Annotated in this window: 17 protein-coding genes; 9 read left to right on the top strand and 8 right to left on the bottom strand. The window is 64.2% G+C overall.

Annotated elements, in window-relative coordinates; translation table 11 throughout:
• Position 1: 1 nt before the first annotated feature.
• Genes AC2A04_RS06190 through crcB form a run of 3 tightly spaced genes read right to left on the bottom strand, consistent with a single transcriptional unit; the run spans position 2 to position 2,355 of the window.
• Entirely contained in the window at positions 2-604 is a 603-nt protein-coding gene (locus AC2A04_RS06190) for an FMN-binding negative transcriptional regulator (RefSeq protein ID WP_484211413.1), read from the bottom strand.
• A 9-nt stretch (positions 605-613) separates the two neighbouring features.
• The gene (locus tag AC2A04_RS06185) at positions 614-1,957 is read right to left on the bottom strand and encodes an RluA family pseudouridine synthase (RefSeq protein WP_484211412.1); all 1,344 of its coding nucleotides are present in this window, start codon (positions 1,955-1,957) and stop codon (positions 614-616) included.
• Entirely contained in the window at positions 1,954-2,355 is a 402-nt protein-coding gene (gene crcB, locus AC2A04_RS06180; protein ID WP_484211411.1) for a fluoride efflux transporter CrcB, read from the bottom strand. The genes AC2A04_RS06185 and crcB overlap by 4 nt, the downstream gene beginning before the upstream one ends.
• Positions 2,356-2,541: 186 nt before the next feature.
• On the opposite strand from crcB, the gene rpsU reads away from it, so the two are divergent.
• The 6 genes from rpsU (at position 2,542) to gatB (ending at position 8,078) form a co-directional block, all read left to right on the top strand.
• The gene (gene rpsU, locus AC2A04_RS06175) at positions 2,542-2,748 is read left to right on the top strand and encodes a 30S ribosomal protein S21 (protein ID WP_011446475.1); all 207 of its coding nucleotides are present in this window, start codon (positions 2,542-2,544) and stop codon (positions 2,746-2,748) included.
• Positions 2,749-2,910: 162 nt separating this feature from the next.
• Positions 2,911-3,507, top strand: coding sequence for an FKBP-type peptidyl-prolyl cis-trans isomerase (locus AC2A04_RS06170; protein ID WP_484211410.1), 597 nt, complete (start codon positions 2,911-2,913; stop codon positions 3,505-3,507).
• A gap of 101 nt (positions 3,508-3,608) precedes the next feature.
• Positions 3,609-3,911: an Asp-tRNA(Asn)/Glu-tRNA(Gln) amidotransferase subunit GatC gene (gene gatC, locus AC2A04_RS06165; protein ID WP_484211409.1), complete on the top strand. Its 303-nt coding sequence runs from the start codon at positions 3,609-3,611 to the stop codon at positions 3,909-3,911.
• On the top strand, positions 3,911-5,395 hold the full coding sequence (gene gatA, locus AC2A04_RS06160) for an Asp-tRNA(Asn)/Glu-tRNA(Gln) amidotransferase subunit GatA (RefSeq protein WP_484211408.1): 1,485 nt from the start codon (positions 3,911-3,913) through the stop codon (positions 5,393-5,395). Before gatC ends, gatA begins: the two co-directional genes overlap by 1 nt.
• Positions 5,386-6,543, top strand: a complete 1,158-nt coding sequence (locus tag AC2A04_RS06155) for an acyltransferase family protein (RefSeq protein ID WP_484211407.1) — start codon at positions 5,386-5,388, stop codon at positions 6,541-6,543. Before gatA ends, AC2A04_RS06155 begins: the two co-directional genes overlap by 10 nt.
• A gap of 35 nt (positions 6,544-6,578) precedes the next feature.
• Entirely contained in the window at positions 6,579-8,078 is a 1,500-nt protein-coding gene (gene gatB / locus AC2A04_RS06150) for an Asp-tRNA(Asn)/Glu-tRNA(Gln) amidotransferase subunit GatB (protein ID WP_484211406.1), read from the top strand.
• A gap of 120 nt (positions 8,079-8,198) precedes the next feature.
• Here the strand turns inward: gatB and AC2A04_RS06145 are convergent, their stop codons facing one another.
• Together AC2A04_RS06145 and AC2A04_RS06140 are read right to left on the bottom strand one after the other, a co-directional pair.
• Positions 8,199-8,495, bottom strand: a complete 297-nt coding sequence (locus tag AC2A04_RS06145) for a hypothetical protein (RefSeq protein ID WP_484211405.1) — start codon at positions 8,493-8,495, stop codon at positions 8,199-8,201.
• 64 nt (positions 8,496-8,559) lie between these two features.
• A complete protein-coding gene (locus AC2A04_RS06140; RefSeq protein ID WP_484211404.1) occupies positions 8,560-11,418 on the bottom strand; it encodes a M16 family metallopeptidase in 2,859 nt (952 codons plus the stop codon).
• A 207-nt stretch (positions 11,419-11,625) separates the two neighbouring features.
• Here AC2A04_RS06140 and AC2A04_RS06135 point away from each other — a divergent pair, with 207 nt between their 5' ends.
• The 3 genes from AC2A04_RS06135 to AC2A04_RS06125 all read left to right on the top strand — a co-directional run bounded on the left by AC2A04_RS06135 (position 11,626) and on the right by AC2A04_RS06125 (position 17,354).
• Positions 11,626-13,257, top strand: coding sequence for a M28 family metallopeptidase (locus AC2A04_RS06135; RefSeq protein WP_484211403.1), 1,632 nt, complete (start codon positions 11,626-11,628; stop codon positions 13,255-13,257).
• 157 nt (positions 13,258-13,414) lie between these two features.
• Positions 13,415-15,994 carry an ATP-dependent chaperone ClpB gene (gene clpB, locus AC2A04_RS06130; RefSeq protein ID WP_484211402.1) on the top strand — a complete coding sequence of 860 codons (2,580 nt, stop codon included), beginning with the start codon at positions 13,415-13,417 and terminating at the stop codon, positions 15,992-15,994.
• Positions 15,995-16,085: 91 nt separating this feature from the next.
• Positions 16,086-17,354, top strand: a complete 1,269-nt coding sequence (locus tag AC2A04_RS06125; protein WP_484211401.1) for a Xaa-Pro dipeptidase — start codon at positions 16,086-16,088, stop codon at positions 17,352-17,354.
• Positions 17,355-17,441: 87 nt separating this feature from the next.
• Here AC2A04_RS06125 and AC2A04_RS06120 read toward each other — a convergent pair whose 3' ends face one another.
• From AC2A04_RS06120 to AC2A04_RS06110, 3 genes are all read right to left on the bottom strand, one after another.
• Positions 17,442-17,786, bottom strand: coding sequence for an energy transducer TonB (locus tag AC2A04_RS06120; protein WP_484211400.1), 345 nt, complete (start codon positions 17,784-17,786; stop codon positions 17,442-17,444).
• Between the two features lie 61 nt (positions 17,787-17,847).
• Positions 17,848-19,758 (bottom strand): methyl-accepting chemotaxis protein, encoded by a 1,911-nt coding sequence (locus AC2A04_RS06115; protein WP_484211399.1) that lies wholly within the window; start codon positions 19,756-19,758, stop codon positions 17,848-17,850.
• A 185-nt stretch (positions 19,759-19,943) separates the two neighbouring features.
• Positions 19,944-20,360 carry a secondary thiamine-phosphate synthase enzyme YjbQ gene (locus tag AC2A04_RS06110; protein ID WP_484211398.1) on the bottom strand — a complete coding sequence of 139 codons (417 nt, stop codon included), beginning with the start codon at positions 20,358-20,360 and terminating at the stop codon, positions 19,944-19,946.
• Positions 20,361-20,375 lie beyond the last annotated feature (15 nt).

Raw genomic sequence — 20,375 nt, 5'->3', positions numbered from 1 at the left:
TTCATGGGACCAGCCTGCGCATGAGTTCGGCAATTGCCGGAGAGCCTTCCGCCTCGAGCCCGGCCGCCACGCGCTCACGCTCGTCGGCTGGCTTGTTTTGTGAAAGCTTGAACGTTGGCCGCCACGCCTGCACTTCCATCTCGAAGCCGACGATCGCGGCCATCATCTTGCGCAAGGCATCAGGCGGCATCTTGTCCATCGTCCATGGCTCGCCTTCAGACACGCGCGCTTCGTTTGCTGCTGAAAGAGCCTCGAGCTGCGCCTGAAGTCCGTCCTGGTCCATCCGACGCACCCGGCCTTCCAGCTCGAGCGCGACATAGTTCCACGTCGGCACTTGTGCCGGATCGGCGTACCAGCGGGGCGAAACATAGCCGTCCGGCCCATTGATCACGGCCAGCGCAGTCAAGCCGTCAAGATGCCGCGCCAGGGCATTGCCGCGTGAAAGGTGAAACTGCACCGCGCCATCGCCGGTCGAGACCAGCGGCACGTGCGCCACGCGCGGACCGTCGGGCGTGGCCGCAAAGACCATGGCAAAACCGATTTCCGCGATAAGCGCCTCGTGCAGTGCGCGGTCGTCGTGACGGAAGGCGGGATTGGGATGCATGGACGCGCGTCAGCCAGCCTTGCCCCTCGGCGGACCCTTGGGCCGAGGAGGAGCGGAACGGGGTGCCGCTGGCTTGCGCGGCGCAGGCTTGCCGCCAGCCGGCTTTCCGACAGCCGGTTTGCCAGCAGGCCTGGCACCGTCTGCGCTCTTGCGAGGCCCGGTCTTGCGCTTTGGTGCAGCAGCGGCCTCGGCCACAGCCCGCTTGCCCGTGGCCTTGCGTCCACCGCCGCCAGCAGCAACGCCGCCGTCGGCGCGCTTGCGGCGCTCGCCCCGGCGTTCCTTGCGGTATTCCTTGGAATGCGCCTTGGCCGCGCGTTTCTGCATGGTCTTTTCAGGGATCGGCTTGATCGGGTCGATCGCCAGATCGCCCTCTTCCTCGTGGAAGCCCATTTGCGCCATGCTGGCCGCGAAGTGATCAGGCAGCGGTGCGGTCACGTCGATCAGATCGCCCTCGGGGTGTTCGATCCGCAGACGGCGTGCGTGGAGGTGCATCTTGCGGCTGATGCTGCCGGTGAGGAACGCGGCCTGCCCGCCATACTTGCCGTCGCCCACGATCGGGTGGCCGATGGCCGCCATGTGCACGCGAAGCTGGTGGGTGCGCCCGGTCAGCGGCTGGAGCTCGACCCATGCGGCCGAGTTACCCGCGCGGCTGATCACGCGATAGCGGGTGCGGGCCGACTGGCCTTCGCCGCTTTCGTCCACCATCATCTTCTCGCCGCCGGTGCCGGGCTGCTTTGAGATCGGCAGTTCGATCAGTCCGTCCTTGATGTCGGGAATGCCGACGATCAGCGCCCAGTAGATCTTGCGCGCGGTGCGGCCGGAAAAGCGCTTGGAGAAAAATGCGGCGCTGGTGGCGGAACGCGCCACGAGCAGCACGCCCGAGGTATCCTTGTCGAGCCGGTGGACAAGGCGTGGACGGGCGTCGGTCTCGCCCACGTAGGCGTCGAGCAGTCCGTCGACATGCTCGAAGGTGCCACTGCCGCCTTGCGTGGCAAGGCCTGGCGGCTTGTTGAGGATGATCGCGGCACGGTCCTTTTCGAGCACCATCGATTCGGCCAGCTCGATCTGGGCGTCGGTCAGCGGCTTGCGCACGCGCTGGCCCTTGGGGCCGGGAGGCAGTGCGCCGCCGGGAGGCACGCGCAGGACCTGACCCTTCATTACGCGGGTGTCGACATCGGCGCGCTTGCCGTCGACGCGAATCTGCCCTGTGCGCGCCCAGCGCGATACCGTGGCAAAGCCGACTTCGGGCAGGTGCCGCTTGAACCAGCGATCCAGCCGCACATCGTTGTCGTCGTGCTGGACGGTGAACTGGCGGACGTGGTCGTCGCCGGACTTTTTCGGTGCCTTGCTCATGCCACGGCCCTCGTGATCGCAAGGCCAAGGAACAGGCCCGCGATCCCTGCCACCAGCGATCCCAGCGCATAGAGCGCCGCCGGTCCGATCAGCTCGCGCTCGATTAGCAGTGCGGTCTCGAGGCTGAAGGCCGAGAACGTGGTGAAGCCGCCCAGCATGCCGACGCCGATCAGCAATCGCCACGCTTCGCCGCCAGAGCCGTGGCGCGCGAGCCATCCCGCCAGCAGGCCCATGGCAAGACTGCCGGTCACGTTGATCGAAAACGTGCCCCAGGGGAACACGGCGTTGGGGCCGGCAATGGTGCCGATCAGGCGGCCGGCATGAAAGCGCAGGACTGCGCCGCTGGCGCCGCCAAGGGCGACGAGCGTGCTCGCCTGCAATGTCGAAGGTGGGTTCATGCCGCGCCCCTTAAACCGACTGGCCGGGAATTGCACGACTTTGCTTGCCTTTGCTGCCCGATTTGGGTAGTGGCCCGCCGGTCCGAGCCGATCCTGTTGGATTCGGCCCGTTTAGTGTTTCCACGAATCAGGGTGACTCCCGCAGGCATAGCGGGCTCTCGCCGCCAGATTGAGGTGTAGCGGTTTATGCAGATTCTCGTTCGCGATAACAACGTCGACCAGGCCCTTCGTGCGCTCAAGAAGAAGCTGCAGCGCGAAGGCGTTTATCGCGAAATGAAGCTGCGTCGCCACTTCGAAAAGCCCTCGGAAAAGCGCGCTCGCGAAAAGGCTGCCGCCGTTCGCCGCGCCCGCAAGCTCGAGCGCAAGCGCCAGGAGCGTGACGGCGCGAAGTAAGGGCGCGAGGTCAAGTCCGGGCGGGGCGGAAACGCCCCATCTGGCACTTGCCGTTTGAGCCCGGTTGGGCCAAGAGGGCGCCGCACCCCGGCGCCCTTTTTCGTGTTCGGGACCCATTGAATCCGGCGCGCCTCGCCCGAGTCGCGTTTCCAGGGGGAAGTCATGTCGGAAATCACCCGTGTTCCGCTCCAGCCCGTTGCAAAGGGCTCGCTCACCAAGGTCTGGCTTGGCGTGATCGTCGCCGTGCTCGTCGGTTCGGGCGTTGCCTATGCCACGCGTTACAAGGGCGTCGAGGTCGAGACGGTAAAGGCCGGTTCGGGCGCGTCGCCGACGAAGAGCGACGTCGCATTGATCAACTATGTCGGTCGCCTCGCCAACGGCAAGGAATTCGACCGCGGCGAACGCGCGGTTCTGCCGCTCGAAACCGTGATCCCTGGCTTTGCCGAAGGCCTCGCCAAGATGCAGAAGGGTGGCAAGTACACCCTCGAGATTCCGTCCGAGAAGGCCTATGGTGCCGAAGAGAAGCGCAACCCGCAGACTGGCGAAGTCGTCATCCCCGCCAACTCCGACCTCGTCTTCGAGATCGAGCTGATCGACTACAAGAGCTCGGCCGAGCTTGAGCAGCAGCGGATGATGCTTGAGCAGATGCAGAAGATGCAGGGCGGCGCTGGCGGCGCACCTGGTGCTCCGATGCCTCCGGGTGCGATGCCTGAGGGTGCCATGCCGATGCCGATGCCGCAAAGCGCTCCGCAACCCTGATCCTTGCCGGGCGGGCGCGTCAGCGTCCTCCTCGGCTTGAAGCACGCCGTGCGCTCTGGTAGCGCGCGGCGTTCCTCATTTCCCGCAAGAGTATTGCGCCCATGTCCGTAGATACTGCCACCGTGGCCAAGATCGCCTCGCTGGCCCGCATCAAGGTCAGCGAAGCCGAACTTGAGGCGATGGTCCCCGAACTCAACGGCATCCTCGCCTGGGTCGAGCAACTGGCCGAAGTCGATGTGACCGGCGTCGAGCCGATGACCGCAGTCATCCCCAACCAGCAGCGCCTGCGCGACGATGTGGTCAATGCCGATCCGCTGACCGGCGGCGACATTCGCGATGCCGTGCTGGCCAACGCACCCGCCCCCGAACACGGCTTCTTCGGCGTGCCCAAGGTGATCGAATAATGACCAATCTGACCGATCTCGGCATTGCCGCCATCCGCGATGGCGTTGCCAAGGGCGATTTTTCCGCCACCGAAGTTGCCACCGCCTTCAATGCTGCCGTGGCCGAGGCGCAGGGTGCGCTCAACGCCTTCATCGTGACCACGCCCGAAAGCGCGCTGGCTGCTGCCGCCAAGGTCGATGAGGCGCGCGCTGCCGGCAGGCCGTTGGGCAAGATGGCCGGCGTGCCGATCGGCATGAAGGACCTTTTTGCGACGCGCGATGTCCAGACGACCGCCGCATCGAAGATTCTCGGAGGCTTCAAGCCCCAGTACGAATCCACCGTTTCGCAGAAGCTGTGGGACGCGGGTGCGGGCATGCTCGGCAAGCTCAACCTCGATCAGTTCGCCATGGGCTCGTCGAACGAGACCAGCGCCTTCGGAAACGTGATTTCGCCGTGGCGCCGTCCAAATGACACGGCACCGCTCGCCCCTGGCGGCTCGTCGGGCGGTTCGTCCTCGGCCGTGGCCGCGCGGCTTGCGCCAGCCGCTACGGGCACGGACACCGGCGGTTCGATCCGCCAGCCCGCCGCCTTCACCGGCATCTCGGGCATCAAGCCGACCTACGGCCGCTGCTCGCGCTGGGGCATCGTCGCCTTCGCGTCCTCGCTTGACCAGGCAGGCCCGATGGCGCGCGACGTCACCGATTGCGCGATCATGCTCGAAGCGATGGCCGGCTTCGATCCCAAGGATTCGACCAGCCTCGATCTGCCCGTGCCCGAATGGACCGCCAATCTCTCGGGCGACATGAAGGGCAAGAAGGTCGGGATTCCGCGCGAATATCGCCTCGACGGCATGGACCCGGACGTTGCGAAGTCGTGGGACGATGGCATCGCGTGGCTCAAGGACGCAGGCGCCGAGATCGTCGAGATCAGCCTGCCCCACACGAAGTATGCGCTGCCGACATACTATATCATCGCGCCCGCCGAAGCGTCGTCGAACCTCGCCCGTTACGATGGCGTGCGTTACGGCCTGCGTGACCTTCCCGATGGCGCTGGCCTGCAGGACATGTACGCCGCCACCCGCGCCGCCGGTTTCGGCCCCGAGGTCAAGCGCCGCATCCTGATCGGCACCTACGTGCTTTCGGCAGGCTTTTACGATGCCTACTACACGCAGGCGCAGAAAGTCCGCGCGCTCATCAGTCGCGATTTCACCGAGGCGTTCAAGCTGTGCGACGTGATTCTCGCGCCGACCGCTCCGTCCTCGGCCTTCGCGCTGGGTGAAAAGAGCGCCGATCCGCTGGAAATGTACCTGAACGACGTGTTCTCGGTGCCTGCCAGCCTTGCGGGCCTGCCAGCCATGTCGGTGCCCGCCGGGCTGGACCGCAGCGGCCTGCCGCTCGGCCTGCAGGTCATCGGCAAGGCCTTCGATGAACAGGGCGTGCTCAATGCGGGCCTCGCGATCGAAGCGCGCGCGCAGTTCACAGCCCGTCCCGAGAAGTGGTGGTAACCAACGCGCAGGACGGAAGAGGCGAAGGCGCAGGCTTTCGCTATCCCGTCCTCGATGCGCTGCGCGGGCTTGCTGCGTTGGGCGTGGTCTTTCACCACATCCCCGCCAATGCAGGGCCATTCGTGGCAGCGTTTGAGTTTGACTCCAACTTCGGCCGCATGGTCGACCTGTTCTTCGTTCTGTCGGGCTTTGTGATTGCCGCTTCCTATGGCGCGAAGCTCAGCTCTGGCTACTCCGTCCCACATTTTCTCTGGCTGCGTTGGGGCAGGGTCTGGCCACTCCACGCGACGATGCTTGTGGTCTTTGCCATCGCTATGCTTGCGCTCGGTCTGGCGCGTCCCGATCTGCGGACCCACGGCCTGATGGCCGGTCGCAATGATCCGGTCGATCTGCCACTCGCGTTCCTGCTCCTGCAAGGGATCGTCCCGTCGCTTGGCCCGACGTGGAATCATCCCAGCTGGTCCGTCTCCGTAGAGATGCTGCTATATGTCCTCTCCGCGCTGGGCTGGCACTTTCTGGGGAACCGGGCGTGGACCATATGGCTCGGCTTGGCGCTTCCTTTGCTGGTCTTTGCAAGCTTCGGCCCCGGCTTCGACGGCCTCGCCTCCAACGTTGCGCGCGGTGTCGCCGGGTTTGGCCTTGGCGTCGTCGTTTATCGCGCGCTAGGCGAGGCGCGTCCTAATGTGACTGCGCAAACCGCCACCGCACTGGAACTTGCGGCTATCGCCACGCTCGGTTGGGTTCTTTGCAGCAGCGGCAATCTGGCCGCTTTCGACCTCGCGGCTGCAGCGCTCGTCGCATTGGCCGCTCTGCAGCAAGGTTTGGTTTCGCGAATACTCTTGCTCAAGCCCTTCGTGTGGCTAGGGACGCTCTCGTACGCGCTTTACATGGTACACATTTTCGTGATCGGCCGAGTTTTCGACATCATCGCACTTCTCCAGGGCCGCTTAGGCTTGGTCGTCGCGCAAACCAGCATCGGTGGCGAGGACGCGCTCATTGGTCCTGGCTGGCAAGCCAACTTCGCCAAGCTCGCAATCATGGCGCTGTGTCTTGCCGCGGCCATTCCTTTCGCAAAGCTGATCGAACAGCCTGCGCGGGCATGGTCGCGCCGCGTCGTGAGCCAGCAACAGCCGAAAACGGCCAACTGACCCCTTTCCAAGCCACCCCACACACCTTATCGGGCATGACCATGAGCGAATATCGTATCCAGGGCGACACCGGCGAATGGGAGGTCGTGATCGGCCTTGAAGTCCATGCGCAGATCACGACCAATGCCAAGCTGTTCTCGGGCGCGGCAACAGCTTTCGGGGCAGAGCCCAACACGCAGGTAAGCCTCGTCGACGCGGCGATGCCCGGCATGCTGCCCGTGCCCAACCGCGAGTGCATCCGCCAGGCAGTGCGCACCGGCATGGCGATCAATGCCCAGATCAACAAGTGGTCGCGGTTTGACCGCAAGAACTACTTCTACGCCGATCTTCCGCAGGGCTATCAGATCAGCCAGCTTTACCACCCCATCGTGGGCGAGGGCGCGATCGAGGTTTCGCTTGACGACAAGAACCCCGAGGCGACCAAGACCATCGGGATCGAGCGCATTCACGTGGAACAGGACGCGGGCAAGCTGATGCACGATCAGCACCCGACGATGTCCTATGTCGACCTCAACCGCTCGGGCGTGGCGTTGATGGAAATCGTCAGCCGACCCGACATGCGGTCCCCTGCAGAGGCGGGCGCGTACCTGTCGAAGCTGCGCACGATCTTGCGCTACGTCGGCTCGTGCGACGGCAACATGGACCAGGGCTCGATGCGCGCCGACGTCAACGTCTCGGTGCGCAAGCCGGGCGATGAATTCGGCACCCGCACCGAAACCAAGAACGTCAACTCGGTCCGCTTCGTCATGGCCGTGGTGGAGCAGGAAGCAAAACGTCAGGTCGCACTGATCGAGGACGGCGGCACCGTGGTGCAGGAAACGCGTCTCTACGATCCCGATCGCAACGAGACCCGCTCCATGCGCTCGAAGGAAGATGCGCACGACTATCGCTACTTCCCCGATCCCGACCTGCTGCCGCTCGAGCTGGACGATGCCTTCCTCGCAGAATGCCTCGCGAGCCTGCCCGAACTGCCCGACGCAAAGCGCCACCGCTACGAGAACGCACTGGGCCTTTCGGCCTATAACGCCGGTGTATTGACGGCCGATGTCGAAACCGCGCGCTGGTTCGAGGTGCTGCTTGCCGAAACGGCGGCACGCGCCAAGAAGCCCGAGGCTGACGTTGCCAAGCAGGCCGCCAACTGGCTGATCTCGGAACTGTTCGGCGCGCTGAACAAGCTCGGCAAGGACCTTGGCAACTCGCCGGTCAGTCCGGCCGCCGGCGCCGAACTACTCGCCCTGATCGCAGACGGCACCATCTCCGGTTCGATTGCCAAGCAGGTCCTCGAAAAGATGCTCGAAACCGGCGACGCCGCCGGCGTGATCGTCGAGCGCGAGGGCCTCAAGCAGACATCGGACACCGGCGCGATCGAAGCCGCGATCGACGCGATCCTCGCCGCCAACGCCGACAAGGTCGAACAGTACAAGGGCGGCAAGGAAGCCCTGTTCGGCTTCTTCGTCGGCCAGACGATGAAAGCCATGCAGGGCAAGGCAAACCCCGGCATGGTGAATGAGCTGCTGAAGCAGAAGCTGGCCTGAACAAGGCCTGCAGGCCGCGTGCATAGAAAGGGGAGGGCGTCAGGCGCCTTCCCCTTCGTTGCGTCCGGTATTTCAAAAAAGCACGAAGTGCGGATCAGACATTCCGCACGCCGCTCTGAATCAGGCCCGCGTGCCCTCCATCGGGAACGTCCCGAACATGCCCGCCGTCACCGTGCCGGTCAGCGTATCGCCGTCGATCGTCGCCTTGCAGACGAGCGTCATCGGCATCGGCACGGTCATGTTCATCTGCCAGGTGAGGGCGTTGCCGTCGACCTTGCCGTTTTCGACCGCCATCGACCCCATCTGACCGGCGTTGGTGCCGGTGAAGGTGTCACCGTTTACGTCGATCGTGAAAGTGCTGGTCTGGTCGCCCATCGGGGTCTTGGTCACGCAATTGTAGCTGCCGGCAACGGACATGTTCGGTCTCCCAAATATTCGCTTCCGGCAGTTTATCTACAAAAGTGTCAATAGCAAGACGGGCTCACTCTGCTTCGGCGACTTCCTCGACCGGAAGGCCAAGGCCGGAAAGCTGGGGCTTTACCTTGGCGGCGTCACCGACCACGACCCAGACCATGCCCTCGCTCGAAATCTTCGCGCGGAAGGCCTTGTCTGCCTCGGTGGTCGTCAGCTTGCCGTAGCGTGCGGCGAGCGTTTCGTAATAGTCGTCCGGGCGCTGGTAATTGATGATCTTGGCCATGCCGTCGAGCACGGCAGCGCTGGTTTCGAACATCCCGGGGAGTTCACGCGCGCTGCCCTTGGTTGACCAGTCCAGTTCTTCGTCCTTCACGCCGCTCGTGCTGGTGAAGGCGTCGATCTCCTTGCGGATCTCGCCGATCGCCTCGCCAGTGCGGTCGGTCTGCACCGGCGCGATCACGCGGAAGCTGATCCGGTCGAGCGGCTCGGTCACACCGTTGTAGGTGCCGTAGCTCCAGCCCTTGACCTCGCGCAGGTTCATGTTGATCCGGCCAAGAAAGTTGCCGCCCAGCACGTCGTTCGCGGTGTTGAGCGCGAGAAGATCGTCGGTGCCCTTGGCATCGAGTACCTTGCCGGCGAGAATGTACGACTGCGGAGAACCGGGACGGTCGACCAAAATGACGCGCGCTCTTGCCGGCGGGATGGCGACCGAGAAGTCCTTGGTCGGCCGCGCCATGCGGTTCGCCTTCCAGCTGCCGAAGGAGCCGTTGAGCATTGTCACGACCTGTTCCAGCGACGTGTCGCCCACCACGAAGATTCTGGCGGTGTCGGGCCGGAACCAGCGCGCGTGGAACGCGGCAAGATCGGCGCGGCTCAGCGTCTTGACCACTGCCGGATCGCCCGTGCCGGTCGGCGGGAAGGCATAGGGGAAGGCCTTCCCGAACAGCGCGGGATTGAGCGTGCGCGATGCCAGCGCCGCCGGGCTCTTCATCTCGGAGGCGATGCCCGCCAGTTGCTGCGCGCGCACACGCTCAAGTTCGGCCGGATTGAGCGCCGGATGCAGCACGACGTCCGAAAGCAGGCCAAGTGAAGGCGCGAGATTGGGCGTCAGGGCATCGATCTGGAACGAGGTCGTGTCAGCATTGGCGGAAAGGCGGATATTCGCGCCAAGCCGTTCGCGTTCGCGGGCAAGTTCGGTCGCATCCAGCTTGTCGGTGCCCTCGTCCATCAGGCTGAGCAGCAGCGACTGCGTTCCCAGTGCCGTCTTGGGATCGGCAGCATACCCGGCATCGAAGCTGACCCGCACCGATACGGTCGGCACGGCGGTGCGCTTTGCGAAATAGACCGGAATGCCGTTCTTGAGCGTGCCGCGCTCGATTGCCGGGAAATCCAGCGGAGCCAGTTGGCCCACATCAGGCAGCTTTGAACGGTCCGCCGCGGTTGCGCTGGAAACCGGCGCTCCCTTGGCCAGGGCATCGGGATCGCGGAAATAGGCGGGGTGCCCGCCACTTGCCTCGCGGGTGAAGAATCCGCCGCGCCCCTCGCCACCTTCAATGCGCGTGCCCGGTTCGACTGTCAGCGCAAAGGCGGGCCGGGTCAGCCACTTCTGCATGGCCGCCTTTACTTCGGCGGGCTTCATCGCCGCGATCCGCGCCAGTTCCGTGCGATAATGCTGCGGATCGCCGTTATATAGCAGGCCCTCGGCCAGGGTCGGCGCCTTGCCGCTGCCGCCACCGGTCCGCTCCAGCGCGCGAATCTCGCCCGCGGTGGCAGAGGTCGCCGCGCGCAGCATTTCGTCCGCGTTTGGACCCTCGGCGATAAACTTCGCCATCTCCGCATCAAGCGCTGCGGCAACCTTCGTCGCATCCTGTCCTGGCGTGACATCCGCATAGACCACAAACTGCCCGGCCTGCGCGAAGATCGAAGCGTCTGCCACCACGGACACGGCAGCCTTCTGCTGGCGTACCAGTGCATCGTCGAGCCGCGATGAGGCAAGCCCGCCCAGTACCGAGGCGGCAAGATCGAGCGGCAGGTAATCGGGATTGTCGAGACCCGGGATGGCCCACATGCGATAGATCCGTGTCGTGGCGACCTGATCTTTGATCGTCTTGGCGATCGGTGCAGGCAAGGTCGGCACCGGCGCGCTGACGGGCCTGATCGCGGGGCCAGACGGAATGTCGCCGAACCACTTGCCGACCTTTGCCTTCGCCGTCGCCAGATCGATGTCGCCCGCCAGCACGAGGATGGCATTGTTGGGCGCGTAGTTGTCGCGGAACCAGGTCTTCACGTCATCGAGGCTGGCTGAATCCAGGTCGGCCATCGAACCGATCGTGGCGTGGTGGTAGGGGTGGCCGGACGGGTAAAGCGTCTCGTTGGTCTCGTACTCGACCATGGCATAGGGCTCGTTGTCGCCCTGGCGCTTTTCGTTCTGGACGACGCCGCGCTGGTTATCGAGCACCTTCTGCGTCACCGCGCCAAGCAGGTGGCCCATGCGGTCGCTTTCCATCATCAGCGTCATGTCGAGCGCGGGCGTGGGCACTGTCTGATAGTAGTTCGTGCGATCAAACCACGTCGTACCGTTGAGATCGGTCGCGCCGACCTGCTGGAGCGGCTGGAAGAAATCGCCCGGTACGTTCTCGGTGCCATTGAACATCAGATGCTCGAACAAGTGGGCAAAGCCGGTCTTGCCCTTGGGCTCGTTCTTCGACCCCACGCCATACCAGATCGACACAGCCACCACAGGTGCCTTGCGATCGGTGTGGACGAGCACGGTCAGCCCGTTGTCCAGCTTGAAGCTTTCGTAAGGGATCTGCACCTGTGACACGAGATCGGCCAACGGGGCGGGTTTGGCGTTCCGGGCCTGTGCAGTTGTAGCGGGAATGGCGGCGGCGATTGCAAGCAGGCTGACGGAGATGAAACGCTGCATGATGTTCCCGAAAAAACTGAAGCGGCACGAAGTGTGCCTTCATGGATGACTTGCCGGCCGGCAATCCGTTCCTTCGGGAAGTGAAAAGCGCGACCAGATTTAGTTTGTGCAGAAACTTTCTAGTGCCCATCATCGCGCGCGCAAGTGGGGCGCGCCCGTTGGGCGTGGCCTTCTTCCTCCATTTCGACAAACGACCGAGAGAGACCGATGAACGTCAAGTCAGCCCTGATCGCAGCCATGCTTGCCACCGCCGCCAACCCCGCATTTGCACAGAACCCTGTCTTCGATCCGCAGGCCGTGCGCGCCCATGTCACTTTCCTGGCCGACGATCTTCTCGAAGGCAGGGACACCGGCAGTCGCGGGTTTGACATCGCGGCCAACTATGTCGCCGCCCAGTTCATCGCGATGGGGCTCAAGCCTGCTGCACCCGATGGCAGCTTCTTCCAGAAGCTTACCGTGCGCGAAGCCCGGCTCGACGGCGCGCCAAGGCTCACGCTGACTTACGGCGGGAAAGACACCGTTCTGGCGGATACCGCGCAAGTCCTTGTGCGACCCAGCTTGCTCGACAAGTCAGTGACGATCGACGCCCCGATGGTCTTTGCAGGCTTCGGTTTCGATCGGCCGGATCTGGGCTTCGACGACTACAAGGGCCTCGACGTAAAGGGCAAGATCGTCGTGGTTCTCACCGGCTTTCCCAAGGGCACGCCCAGTGAACTTGGCGCGCATCTCAATTCCGACAAAGCCGTCATGGCGATGAAGCGCGGCGCGATTGCCGTCATCTCGATCCCGACGAACGAAGACTCTGGCCGCCGCCCGTGGGACAAGCGCGTCGCGATCTCGGATGGTCCATCCAAAGGCTGGGTCGGGGCCGACGGCAAGGCGTTCTCGCGTGCGCCAGCCCTCAAGGCGGGAATTACCTTGAACCCCGAGGCTGCAGCGCCGCTGTTCGCCGCCGCTCGCAAGCCGCTCGCCAAGGTGCTGGCCCAAGCGGACAGGAAGGGCGGCCGACCCAAGGGCTTTGCCCTTCCCGGCAAGGCCAGCCTTTCGCTTGCCAGCACATGGAAAGACGTCACCAGCGAAAACGTCGTCGCGATGCTTCCTGGCAGCGATCCCAAGCTTGCCGGAGAGTTCGTCGGCATGACCGCGCACCTCGATCACATCGGCGTGCACGGCCAGAATGCAAAGGCGGGCGAGGACACGCTGCACAACGGCGCGATGGACAACGCATCGGGGGTTGCCACCATGCTTGAAGTGGCCAAGGCGATTGCCGAGGAAAAGCCGCGCCGCTCGGTGCTGTTCGCTGCCCTTACCGGCGAGGAAGGCGGGCTGATCGGTTCGGACTATCTGGCGCGCAATCCTGTTGCCAATTCCGATCTCGTCGCCGTGGTCAATTTCGACATGCCTGTCCTGACCTACATGTTCTCCGATGTCGTGGCGTTCGGCGCGGAAAACTCTACGATGGGGCCGGTCGTGGCCGAAGCGGCGCGCAAGGCGGGCATCAAGCTTTCGCCCGATCCGATGCCCGAGGAAGGCCTGTTCACCCGCTCGGACCACTACCGCTTTGTCCAGCAGGGCGTGCCTGCGGTGTTCATGATGACCGGCTTCGAAGGGCCCGGCGAGAAGGCGTTCCGCGGCTTCCTAAAGGACCATTATCACCAGCCGAGCGATGACCTCAAACTGCCGTTCAACTGGGATGCCGCAGCGCTCTTCGCCAAGGTGAATTACTACACGGTGCAGACCCTTGCCAACGCCAACGAGCGCCCGCGCTGGTACGCGAACAGCTTTTTCGGCAAGGAGTTTGCGCCTTCCGCGCCCAAGGCAACCATGCCGACAAGATGACCGGACCGCAGCCCGTGCCTCGCCATGAAAGCGGGGCGCGGATTGCGCTCTGTCAACGTGACGCCGTCCGACAGATGGTATCGCAATTTCGTCGGAACACATCTTGTGTTGCGGAAAAGCCACACCATGTTGTGCGCATCAGGAGGACACTCGACCCATGAATCTCGAGAAATTCACCGACCGCGCCAAGGGCTTCCTGCAAGCCGCCCAGACCGTTGCCATCCGCATGAGTCATCAGCGGATCACCGCCGAACACATCCTCAAGGCCTTGCTCGAAGATAGCGAAGGCATGGCCAGCGGGCTGATCCAGCGCGCTGGCGGCAATCCCGCCATCGCGCAGGCCGAGGTCGACAAGGCACTGGCGAAGCTCGCTGCCGTATCCGGTTCCGGCGCGCAGCAGACGCCCGGCCTCGACAATGATGCAGTGCGTGTGCTCGATCAGGCCGAACAGGTTGCCACCAAGTCGGGCGACAGCTTCGTTACGGTCGAGCGGATGCTCGTCGCGCTTGCGCTTGCCACCACCACGGCCGCCGGGCAGGCGCTGAAGGCTGCGAATGTCACCCCGCAGGCGCTCGAAGCTGCGATCACCGCTCTGCGCGGTGGCCGCAGTGCCGACAGTGCCAGCGCAGAAAACGCCTATGACGCGATGAAGAAATACGCCCGCGATCTCACCGAGGCCGCGCGCGAAGGCAAGCTCGATCCGGTGATCGGCCGCGACGAGGAAATCCGCCGCACCGTGCAGATCCTCGCCCGTCGCACCAAGAACAACCCTGCGCTGATCGGCGAACCCGGCGTGGGCAAGACGGCGATTGCCGAGGGTCTTGCCCTGCGCATCGCCAATGGCGACGTGCCCGACAGCCTCAAGGACCGTCGCCTGATGGCGCTCGACATGGGCAGCTTGATCGCGGGCGCGAAGTATCGCGGCGAGTTCGAGGAACGCCTCAAGGCCGTGCTTGACGAGGTCAAGGGTGCCGAGGGCGAGATCATCCTGTTCATCGACGAGATGCACACCTTGATCGGGGCGGGCAAGGGTGAGGGCGCGATGGACGCCTCCAACCTGCTCAAGCCCGCGCTCGCGCGCGGCGAACTGCACTGCATCGGCGCGACCACGCTGGATGAATATCAGAAGTACGTCGAGAAGGACCCCGCGTTGCAGCGCCGGTTCCAGCCGGTTTTCGTGGGCGAGCCGACCGTGGAAGACACGATCAGCATCCTGCGCGGCATCAAGGACAAGTACGAACTGCATCACGGCGTGCGCATCGCCGATGGCGCGATCGTGGCGGCTGCCACGCTGTCCAACCGCTATATCGCCGACCGCTTCCTGCCGGACAAGGCCATCGACCTGATGGACGAGGCCGCCAGCCGCATCCGCATGGAAGTGGAAAGCAAGCCCGAAGAGATCGAAAAGCTCGATCGCAAGATCATCCAGCTCAAGATCGAGGAAATGGCGCTTGCCAAGGAAACCGATGCTGCATCGAAAGACCGGCTCGACAACTTGCGCGAGGAACTTGCCAATCTTGAACAGCAATCGTCCGAACTGACCACCCGCTGGCAGAACGAGCGCGACAAGATCGCCGCCGAAGGCAAGATCAAGGAAGCGCTCGACGCTGCCCGCAGCGAGCTGGATGTGGCGCAGCGTGCCGGTGACCTCGCCAAGGCGGGCGAGCTTGCCTATGGCCGCATTCCCGAGCTGGAAAAGCAGTTGGTCGAGGCCGAAGGCGTCAGCCAGAATGCGATGCTGCGCGAGGAAGTGACCGCCGAGGACATCGCCTCGGTCGTCAGCAAGTGGACCGGCGTGCCGGTCGACCGGATGATGGAAGGCGAGCGCGAGAAACTGCTCAAGATGGAGCATGTCATCGGCGAGCGCGTGATCGGCCAGAAGGACGCGGTCCTTGCCGTGTCCAAGGCAGTGCGCCGCGCGCGGGCTGGCCTGCAGGATCCGAACCGTCCTCTGGGCTCGTTCCTGTTCCTTGGCCCCACGGGCGTCGGCAAGACCGAACTGACCAAGGCGCTGGCTGGCTTCCTGTTCGATGATGACAACGCGATGGTCCGCATCGACATGTCGGAGTTCATGGAGAAGCACTCGGTCAGCCGCCTGATCGGCGCGCCTCCGGGCTATGTTGGTTATGATGAGGGCGGTGTTCTCACCGAAGCGGTTCGCAGGCGACCCTACCAGGTCGTGCTGTTCGACGAGGTTGAGAAGGCACATTCGGACGTGTTCAACGTGCTGCTGCAGGTCCTCGACGATGGCCGCCTGACCGATGGGCAGGGCCGCGTGGTCGATTTCACCAACACGCTGATCATCCTGACCAGCAACCTTGGTAGTCAGTACCTTGCCAACCTCGAAGAAGGGCAGGACGTGTCGAGCGTCGAGCCGCAGGTAATGGACATCGTGCGCGGCCATTTCCGCCCCGAGTTCCTCAACCGGCTGGACGAAATCATCCTGTTCCACCGTCTGGGCCAGGAACATATGGCCCCGATCGTCGAGATCCAGGTCGCCCGCGTGGCCAAGCTGCTCAAGGATCGCAAGATCGTGCTCGCGCTTACCGATGCCGCCAAACGTTGGCTCGGGCGGGTGGGCTACGATCCGGTCTATGGCGCCAGGCCACTGAAGCGCGCGGTGCAGCGCCATTTGCAGGACCCGCTCGCCGAGCGGCTGCTCGCGGGCGAAATCCCCGACGGCAGCACCGTGACCATCGACGAAGGCGACGGCGCGCTGTCGTTTTCGGTCGGCTGATCGCCTACGGTCCCGCCTCTTCCTTCGGGGAGAGGCGGGACGAACCCAAAAACACGCTATCCGGGGCCAGCAATGGCGCTAGACTGCGCCTATGCTGCGCAACCTGCTCCCACTCCTCGCCTTGATCCCCGCCGCCGTCCAGGCCGAAACGGTCTACGTTCGGGCGGGCAGGTTGATCGACCCCGAAACCGCCCGCATCCTCACCGCGCAGACCTTGCGCGTAGAACAAGGGCGCGTCGCTGCGATCCTGCCTGACGGCCCGCTTCCCCAAGGCGCGAAAATCGTGGACTGGTCGGCCTACACCGTCCTGCCTGGCCTGATCGATTGCCATGTCCATCTGGCCGACGTCGAACAGTCGAGCAACGTTGCCGAACCGCTGCTCCATTCGGCCATGGAAATCGCCTACATCGGCGCGCGCAACGCCCGCAGGACGCTGATGGCGGGTTTCACCACGGTCCACGATGTCGGTTCGTTCCGCGCATATGCCGATGTCGAATTGCGCAACGCGATCGAGCGCGGCGACGTGATCGGCCCGCGCGTCAGCGCAGTCGGAGCCTATGTCACCATCCCCGGGGGTGGGGGTGAGGTCACCGGCTTCGCGCCTGATGTGGCCGTACCCGCGGACATGCGCGCAGGCGTCGTCACCAATGCGGAGGACACCACGCGCAAGGTCAATGCCCTGTTCCAGAACGGCGCGGATTCGATCAAGCTCATCGCGACCGGAGCGGTGCTTGCACAGGGCACCGAGCCCGGCCAGATCGAACTGACGCCCGATATGATCAGGGCCGCGGTCGAAGTCGCCGGACAGCGCGGATCATGGGTCACCGCCCACGCCCACGGCGCGGCGGGCATCCGGCAGGCGATCAATGCAGGCGTGCGCGCTATCGAACATGCCAGCCTGATCGATGATGAAGGCATCGCGCTCGCCAAGGCCAAGGGCGTGTGGCTGGATATGGACATCTACAACGGGGACTTCATCGCCGATGTCGGGAAACGCGATGGCTGGCCCGCTGACATGCTGCGCAAGAACGATGAGACGACCGAGGCACAGCGGCAGGGCTTCCGCAAGGCGGTCAAGGCCGGCGTACGCCTGAGCTACGGCACCGATGCTGGCGTTTTCCCGCATGGGCTCAATGCGCGCCAGTTCAAATACATGGTGCGCTACGGCATGACCCCGATGCAGGCGATCCAGTCTGCCACTACCGTCAGCGCCGAACTTCTCGGAAAGAGCAAGGACGTCGGCGCGCTCTCGCCCGGCCACTATGCCGACTTGATCGCGGTGTCCGGCGATCCGCTGGCCGATATCACCGCCCTCGAAAGCGTCGCTCACGTGATGAAGGGTGGCGAGGTGGTCCGCTAAGACAAAAAGGGGGCGGTCCCGATCAAGGGGCCGCCCCATTCGTGTCGCCGGCAAGGGAGAGGAGCCGACGGGGGGTAAGAAATCAGTTCAGAGCAGTTTCCAGGTCACCGGCACGACGATAGCGGTGGCACCGCCCGGCGGCGGCGGGACAGATCCTGCACGCGTCGGCATGGCCAGCGCTTCCTTGTCGAGCACGGTCGAACCCGACGGCGCGACCAGTTCGGTGCGCTCGATGGAGCCGCCGGCGCCGACGAAGACCTTGACCCGCGCCGTGCCTTCCTCGCCACGCATCTGGGCCGAGCGCGGGTAGGTCTGCTTGGAGGCGATGATCCGCGATACCTGGCGCTGCCAATCGGCCGATTGGGCGAACGCAGTGCTCGTCGTAATGGCCAGAGCGGTCAGGCCGAGGGCGAACTTTGCAGTCAGTTTCATGGCGTCAATCCTTGCGATGGGTGATTTTTGCGTTTTCGGGGGGAACGTTGCGAGCAGGGTTTCAGAACTCGGACCAGTCGTCCTCGGGCGCGAGCGCGGCATTGCCATGGACCGGTAGCGGTCGCGGCGCAGGGCGGGTCTCGAACCTTGGTTCAAACTGCGAGGCAACTGGCCTTGAAGCGGGCTCCAAAGGTTCGGGCATTTGGCGGACCGGCGCTGCAAGCGGCGCGGGAAGGCCCGTCGACCCCAACCGGAAGCGTCCAAGTTGATCGACCAGCGACACGGTCTCGGTCGCGAGATTGCGCGTACCGGCAGAGCTTTCCTCCACCATCGCCGCGTTCTGCTGGGTAAATGCATCCATCGACCCGACCATGGAGGAGATGTCCGCGATGCCGGAGGCCTGCTGGCCCGCTGCATCTGCGATTTCCTCGACCAGCGCGGACACGGCGCTCACTTCGGCCACGATCTGGCGCAAGGCATCGCCGCTCGATTCCACCAGCGACACGCCACTGCTGACCTCGTCCGTGCTCTTGCCGATCAGTTCGCGGATCGACTTGGCCGCATCGGAAGACCGCTGTGCCAGCGCCCGCACTTCGGTGGCAACGACGGCAAAGCCCTTCCCCGCGTCACCGGCGCGCGCCGCCTCGACCCCGGCGTTGAGCGCCAGCAGATTGGTCTGGAAGGCGATGCCATCGATCACGTTGACGATCTCGGCCATCTGACGCGAGCTGCTCTCTATGCTGCGCATGGCGGCGACCGCCCGATCGGCGGTATCGCCCACGGTCTCGGCAGTATTGCGCGCAACGGTAAGCCGCGAGCTTGTCTGCTTGGCATTTTCGGCTGTGGTCTTCACCGAGGAGGTGAACTCGTTGAGCGTGCGCGAAGTTTCGGCCAGAGAATTGGCCTGCTGTTCGGTGCGCAGCGAAAGATCGGTGGCAGCGCTGGCGATCTCGTCGGTGCCGAGCTTGATGGTGTGGCAACCGTCCGCAATCTTGGCGAGCACGCGTTCGAGTTCGGCCACGGCGGCGTTGTAATCGACGTGTAGCTTGGCCAGAGCGCCGCTGCCGTTCTCGGCCACACGGTGCGTGAGATTGCCCTCGGCCAGGGCCGTCAGTCCTTCACCGATCGCATCGATGGTCACTTGCGTCTCGCGGGCGCGGGCCTTCTCGGCGTCTGCACGGGCGTGATCGGATGCAAAGACGTCACGGAACTGGTCGAGTGCGCGGGCAAGGCTGCCCAGTTCGTCCTGCCGGCCGGTCCCCGGCACGACCACCGCGTGATCGCCGGAAATGAGGCGCGCCACCAGATCCGACATGCGCGTCAGCGGCTTGGCGATGTTGCGCATCAGGTAGATGAGCAGGCAGAGTGCGACAGTAAGCCCGAAGACGATCGCACCGATCATGAACTTGCGAGCCGAGGCGTAGATCGCGTCGCTCTGCGATGCCACCGCGTCCGATGCCTTCTTGTTGGCTTCAAGCGCGGACAGGATGGAGTCCTCCAGCGCATAGAAGAAGTCGAGTCCTTCGCCATCGTGGAGGGCCTGCGCCGCGGCGGAGTTTCCGGACAGCGCCAGTTTCTGCATCTGTTCATCCTGCTGGATGAAGGTGCTCCAGTTTGCACGCACTGCCGTAACGCCGGCTTTCTGTTCGGGCGAAGTAGCAAGCTTGTCGTAGTCGCTCAGGCTCCCCTCGATAGCCGCGCGCGCATTTCTGAGCAGCTTCTCGCTGCGCTGCATCGCCTCGGGCGATGGTGCCGAGAACATCTCGTCCTGCTTCAGCCGATACTGCGAAGTGTAGGCGTGAACATCGCCCAATGCTGCCGCGGCAGGCATCGAACGATCGCGCTGTTCTGCGGCAATGGCATTGACCTTGCCGATCTCGGAGATCGCAAAGGCCCCCATGCCTCCCATTACAGCCAGCAGCAGGGTGAAGGCTGCAACGAACTTGGCTGATATGTTGAACTTGAACATCATTGCTCCCCGAAGGACGATCGGCTTGATGCCGGTCCTAGCCTTGGGGAGGCCAAACTTCGGTAAGGTTGCAGGTTCGTATTGCTCCGCACACAAGCAACTGCGGCGTTAACCAATCGAATGTACGTGCATCCGCGCAACAGTCCGGAAGCGCAGCAAGGCTGCGTGCTCCCGTGGTAAACACCGGTTCAATCTCCGATAAGATGCAGCGCGATCCGTCGCCGGTGCGGAGCATCGCGATGCTCGCACAGGTAGATGCCCTGCCAGGTGCCCAGAACCGCTCGCCCGCCGGCCACCGGGATCGAGAGGCTGACCCCGGTCAGGATCGCCTTGAGGTGGGCGGGCATGTCATCGGGCCCTTCGTCGTCGTGCGCATAGGCGGCGCTTTCGGGGGCCATCCGGTCGAGCCATCGGACCACGTCGCCGCGCACCTCGTCTGCCGCGTTTTCCTGAATCGCAAGCGAGGCTGACGTGTGGCGGCAGAACACCGTAAGCAGCCCCGTGACGAAGCCTTGCGCCTCGACCCACCGGCAAACCTCGCGCGAGATCTCGTGCAGTCCCTGGCCTGGCGTTGCGATGACGATTTCTGTGGCAGACTGTCTCATCGTGCCCATATTGCC

It is taken from the genome of Novosphingobium sp. HNCC26DJ243, assembly GCF_057180545.1.
Note: the sequence above shows the minus strand (reverse complement) of the source record. Positions and strands in the feature narration are given on the sequence as shown.

Excerpts from the sequence above, each read along its gene's own strand:
- gatC (WP_484211409.1), top strand. The coding sequence starts at position 3,609 with ATGTCCGTAGATACTGCCACCGTGGCCAAGATCGCCTCGCTGGCCCGC.
- AC2A04_RS06190 (WP_484211413.1), bottom strand. The coding sequence starts at position 604 with ATGCATCCCAATCCCGCCTTCCGTCACGACGACCGCGCACTGCACGAG.
- AC2A04_RS06120 (WP_484211400.1), bottom strand. The coding sequence starts at position 17,786 with ATGAAACTGACTGCAAAGTTCGCCCTCGGCCTGACCGCTCTGGCCATT.
- AC2A04_RS06145 (WP_484211405.1), bottom strand. The coding sequence starts at position 8,495 with ATGTCCGTTGCCGGCAGCTACAATTGCGTGACCAAGACCCCGATGGGC.
- crcB (WP_484211411.1), bottom strand. The coding sequence starts at position 2,355 with ATGAACCCACCTTCGACATTGCAGGCGAGCACGCTCGTCGCCCTTGGC.
- gatB (WP_484211406.1), top strand. The coding sequence starts at position 6,579 with ATGACCATGAGCGAATATCGTATCCAGGGCGACACCGGCGAATGGGAG.
- AC2A04_RS06185 (WP_484211412.1), bottom strand. The coding sequence starts at position 1,957 with ATGAGCAAGGCACCGAAAAAGTCCGGCGACGACCACGTCCGCCAGTTC.
- gatA (WP_484211408.1), top strand. The coding sequence starts at position 3,911 with ATGACCAATCTGACCGATCTCGGCATTGCCGCCATCCGCGATGGCGTT.
- AC2A04_RS06135 (WP_484211403.1), top strand. The coding sequence starts at position 11,626 with ATGAACGTCAAGTCAGCCCTGATCGCAGCCATGCTTGCCACCGCCGCC.
- AC2A04_RS06125 (WP_484211401.1), top strand. The coding sequence starts at position 16,086 with ATGCTGCGCAACCTGCTCCCACTCCTCGCCTTGATCCCCGCCGCCGTC.
- AC2A04_RS06140 (WP_484211404.1), bottom strand. The coding sequence starts at position 11,418 with ATGCAGCGTTTCATCTCCGTCAGCCTGCTTGCAATCGCCGCCGCCATT.
- AC2A04_RS06110 (WP_484211398.1), bottom strand. The coding sequence starts at position 20,360 with ATGAGACAGTCTGCCACAGAAATCGTCATCGCAACGCCAGGCCAGGGA.
- rpsU (WP_011446475.1), top strand. The coding sequence starts at position 2,542 with ATGCAGATTCTCGTTCGCGATAACAACGTCGACCAGGCCCTTCGTGCG.
- clpB (WP_484211402.1), top strand. The coding sequence starts at position 13,415 with ATGAATCTCGAGAAATTCACCGACCGCGCCAAGGGCTTCCTGCAAGCC.
- AC2A04_RS06170 (WP_484211410.1), top strand. The coding sequence starts at position 2,911 with ATGTCGGAAATCACCCGTGTTCCGCTCCAGCCCGTTGCAAAGGGCTCG.
- AC2A04_RS06115 (WP_484211399.1), bottom strand. The coding sequence starts at position 19,758 with ATGATGTTCAAGTTCAACATATCAGCCAAGTTCGTTGCAGCCTTCACC.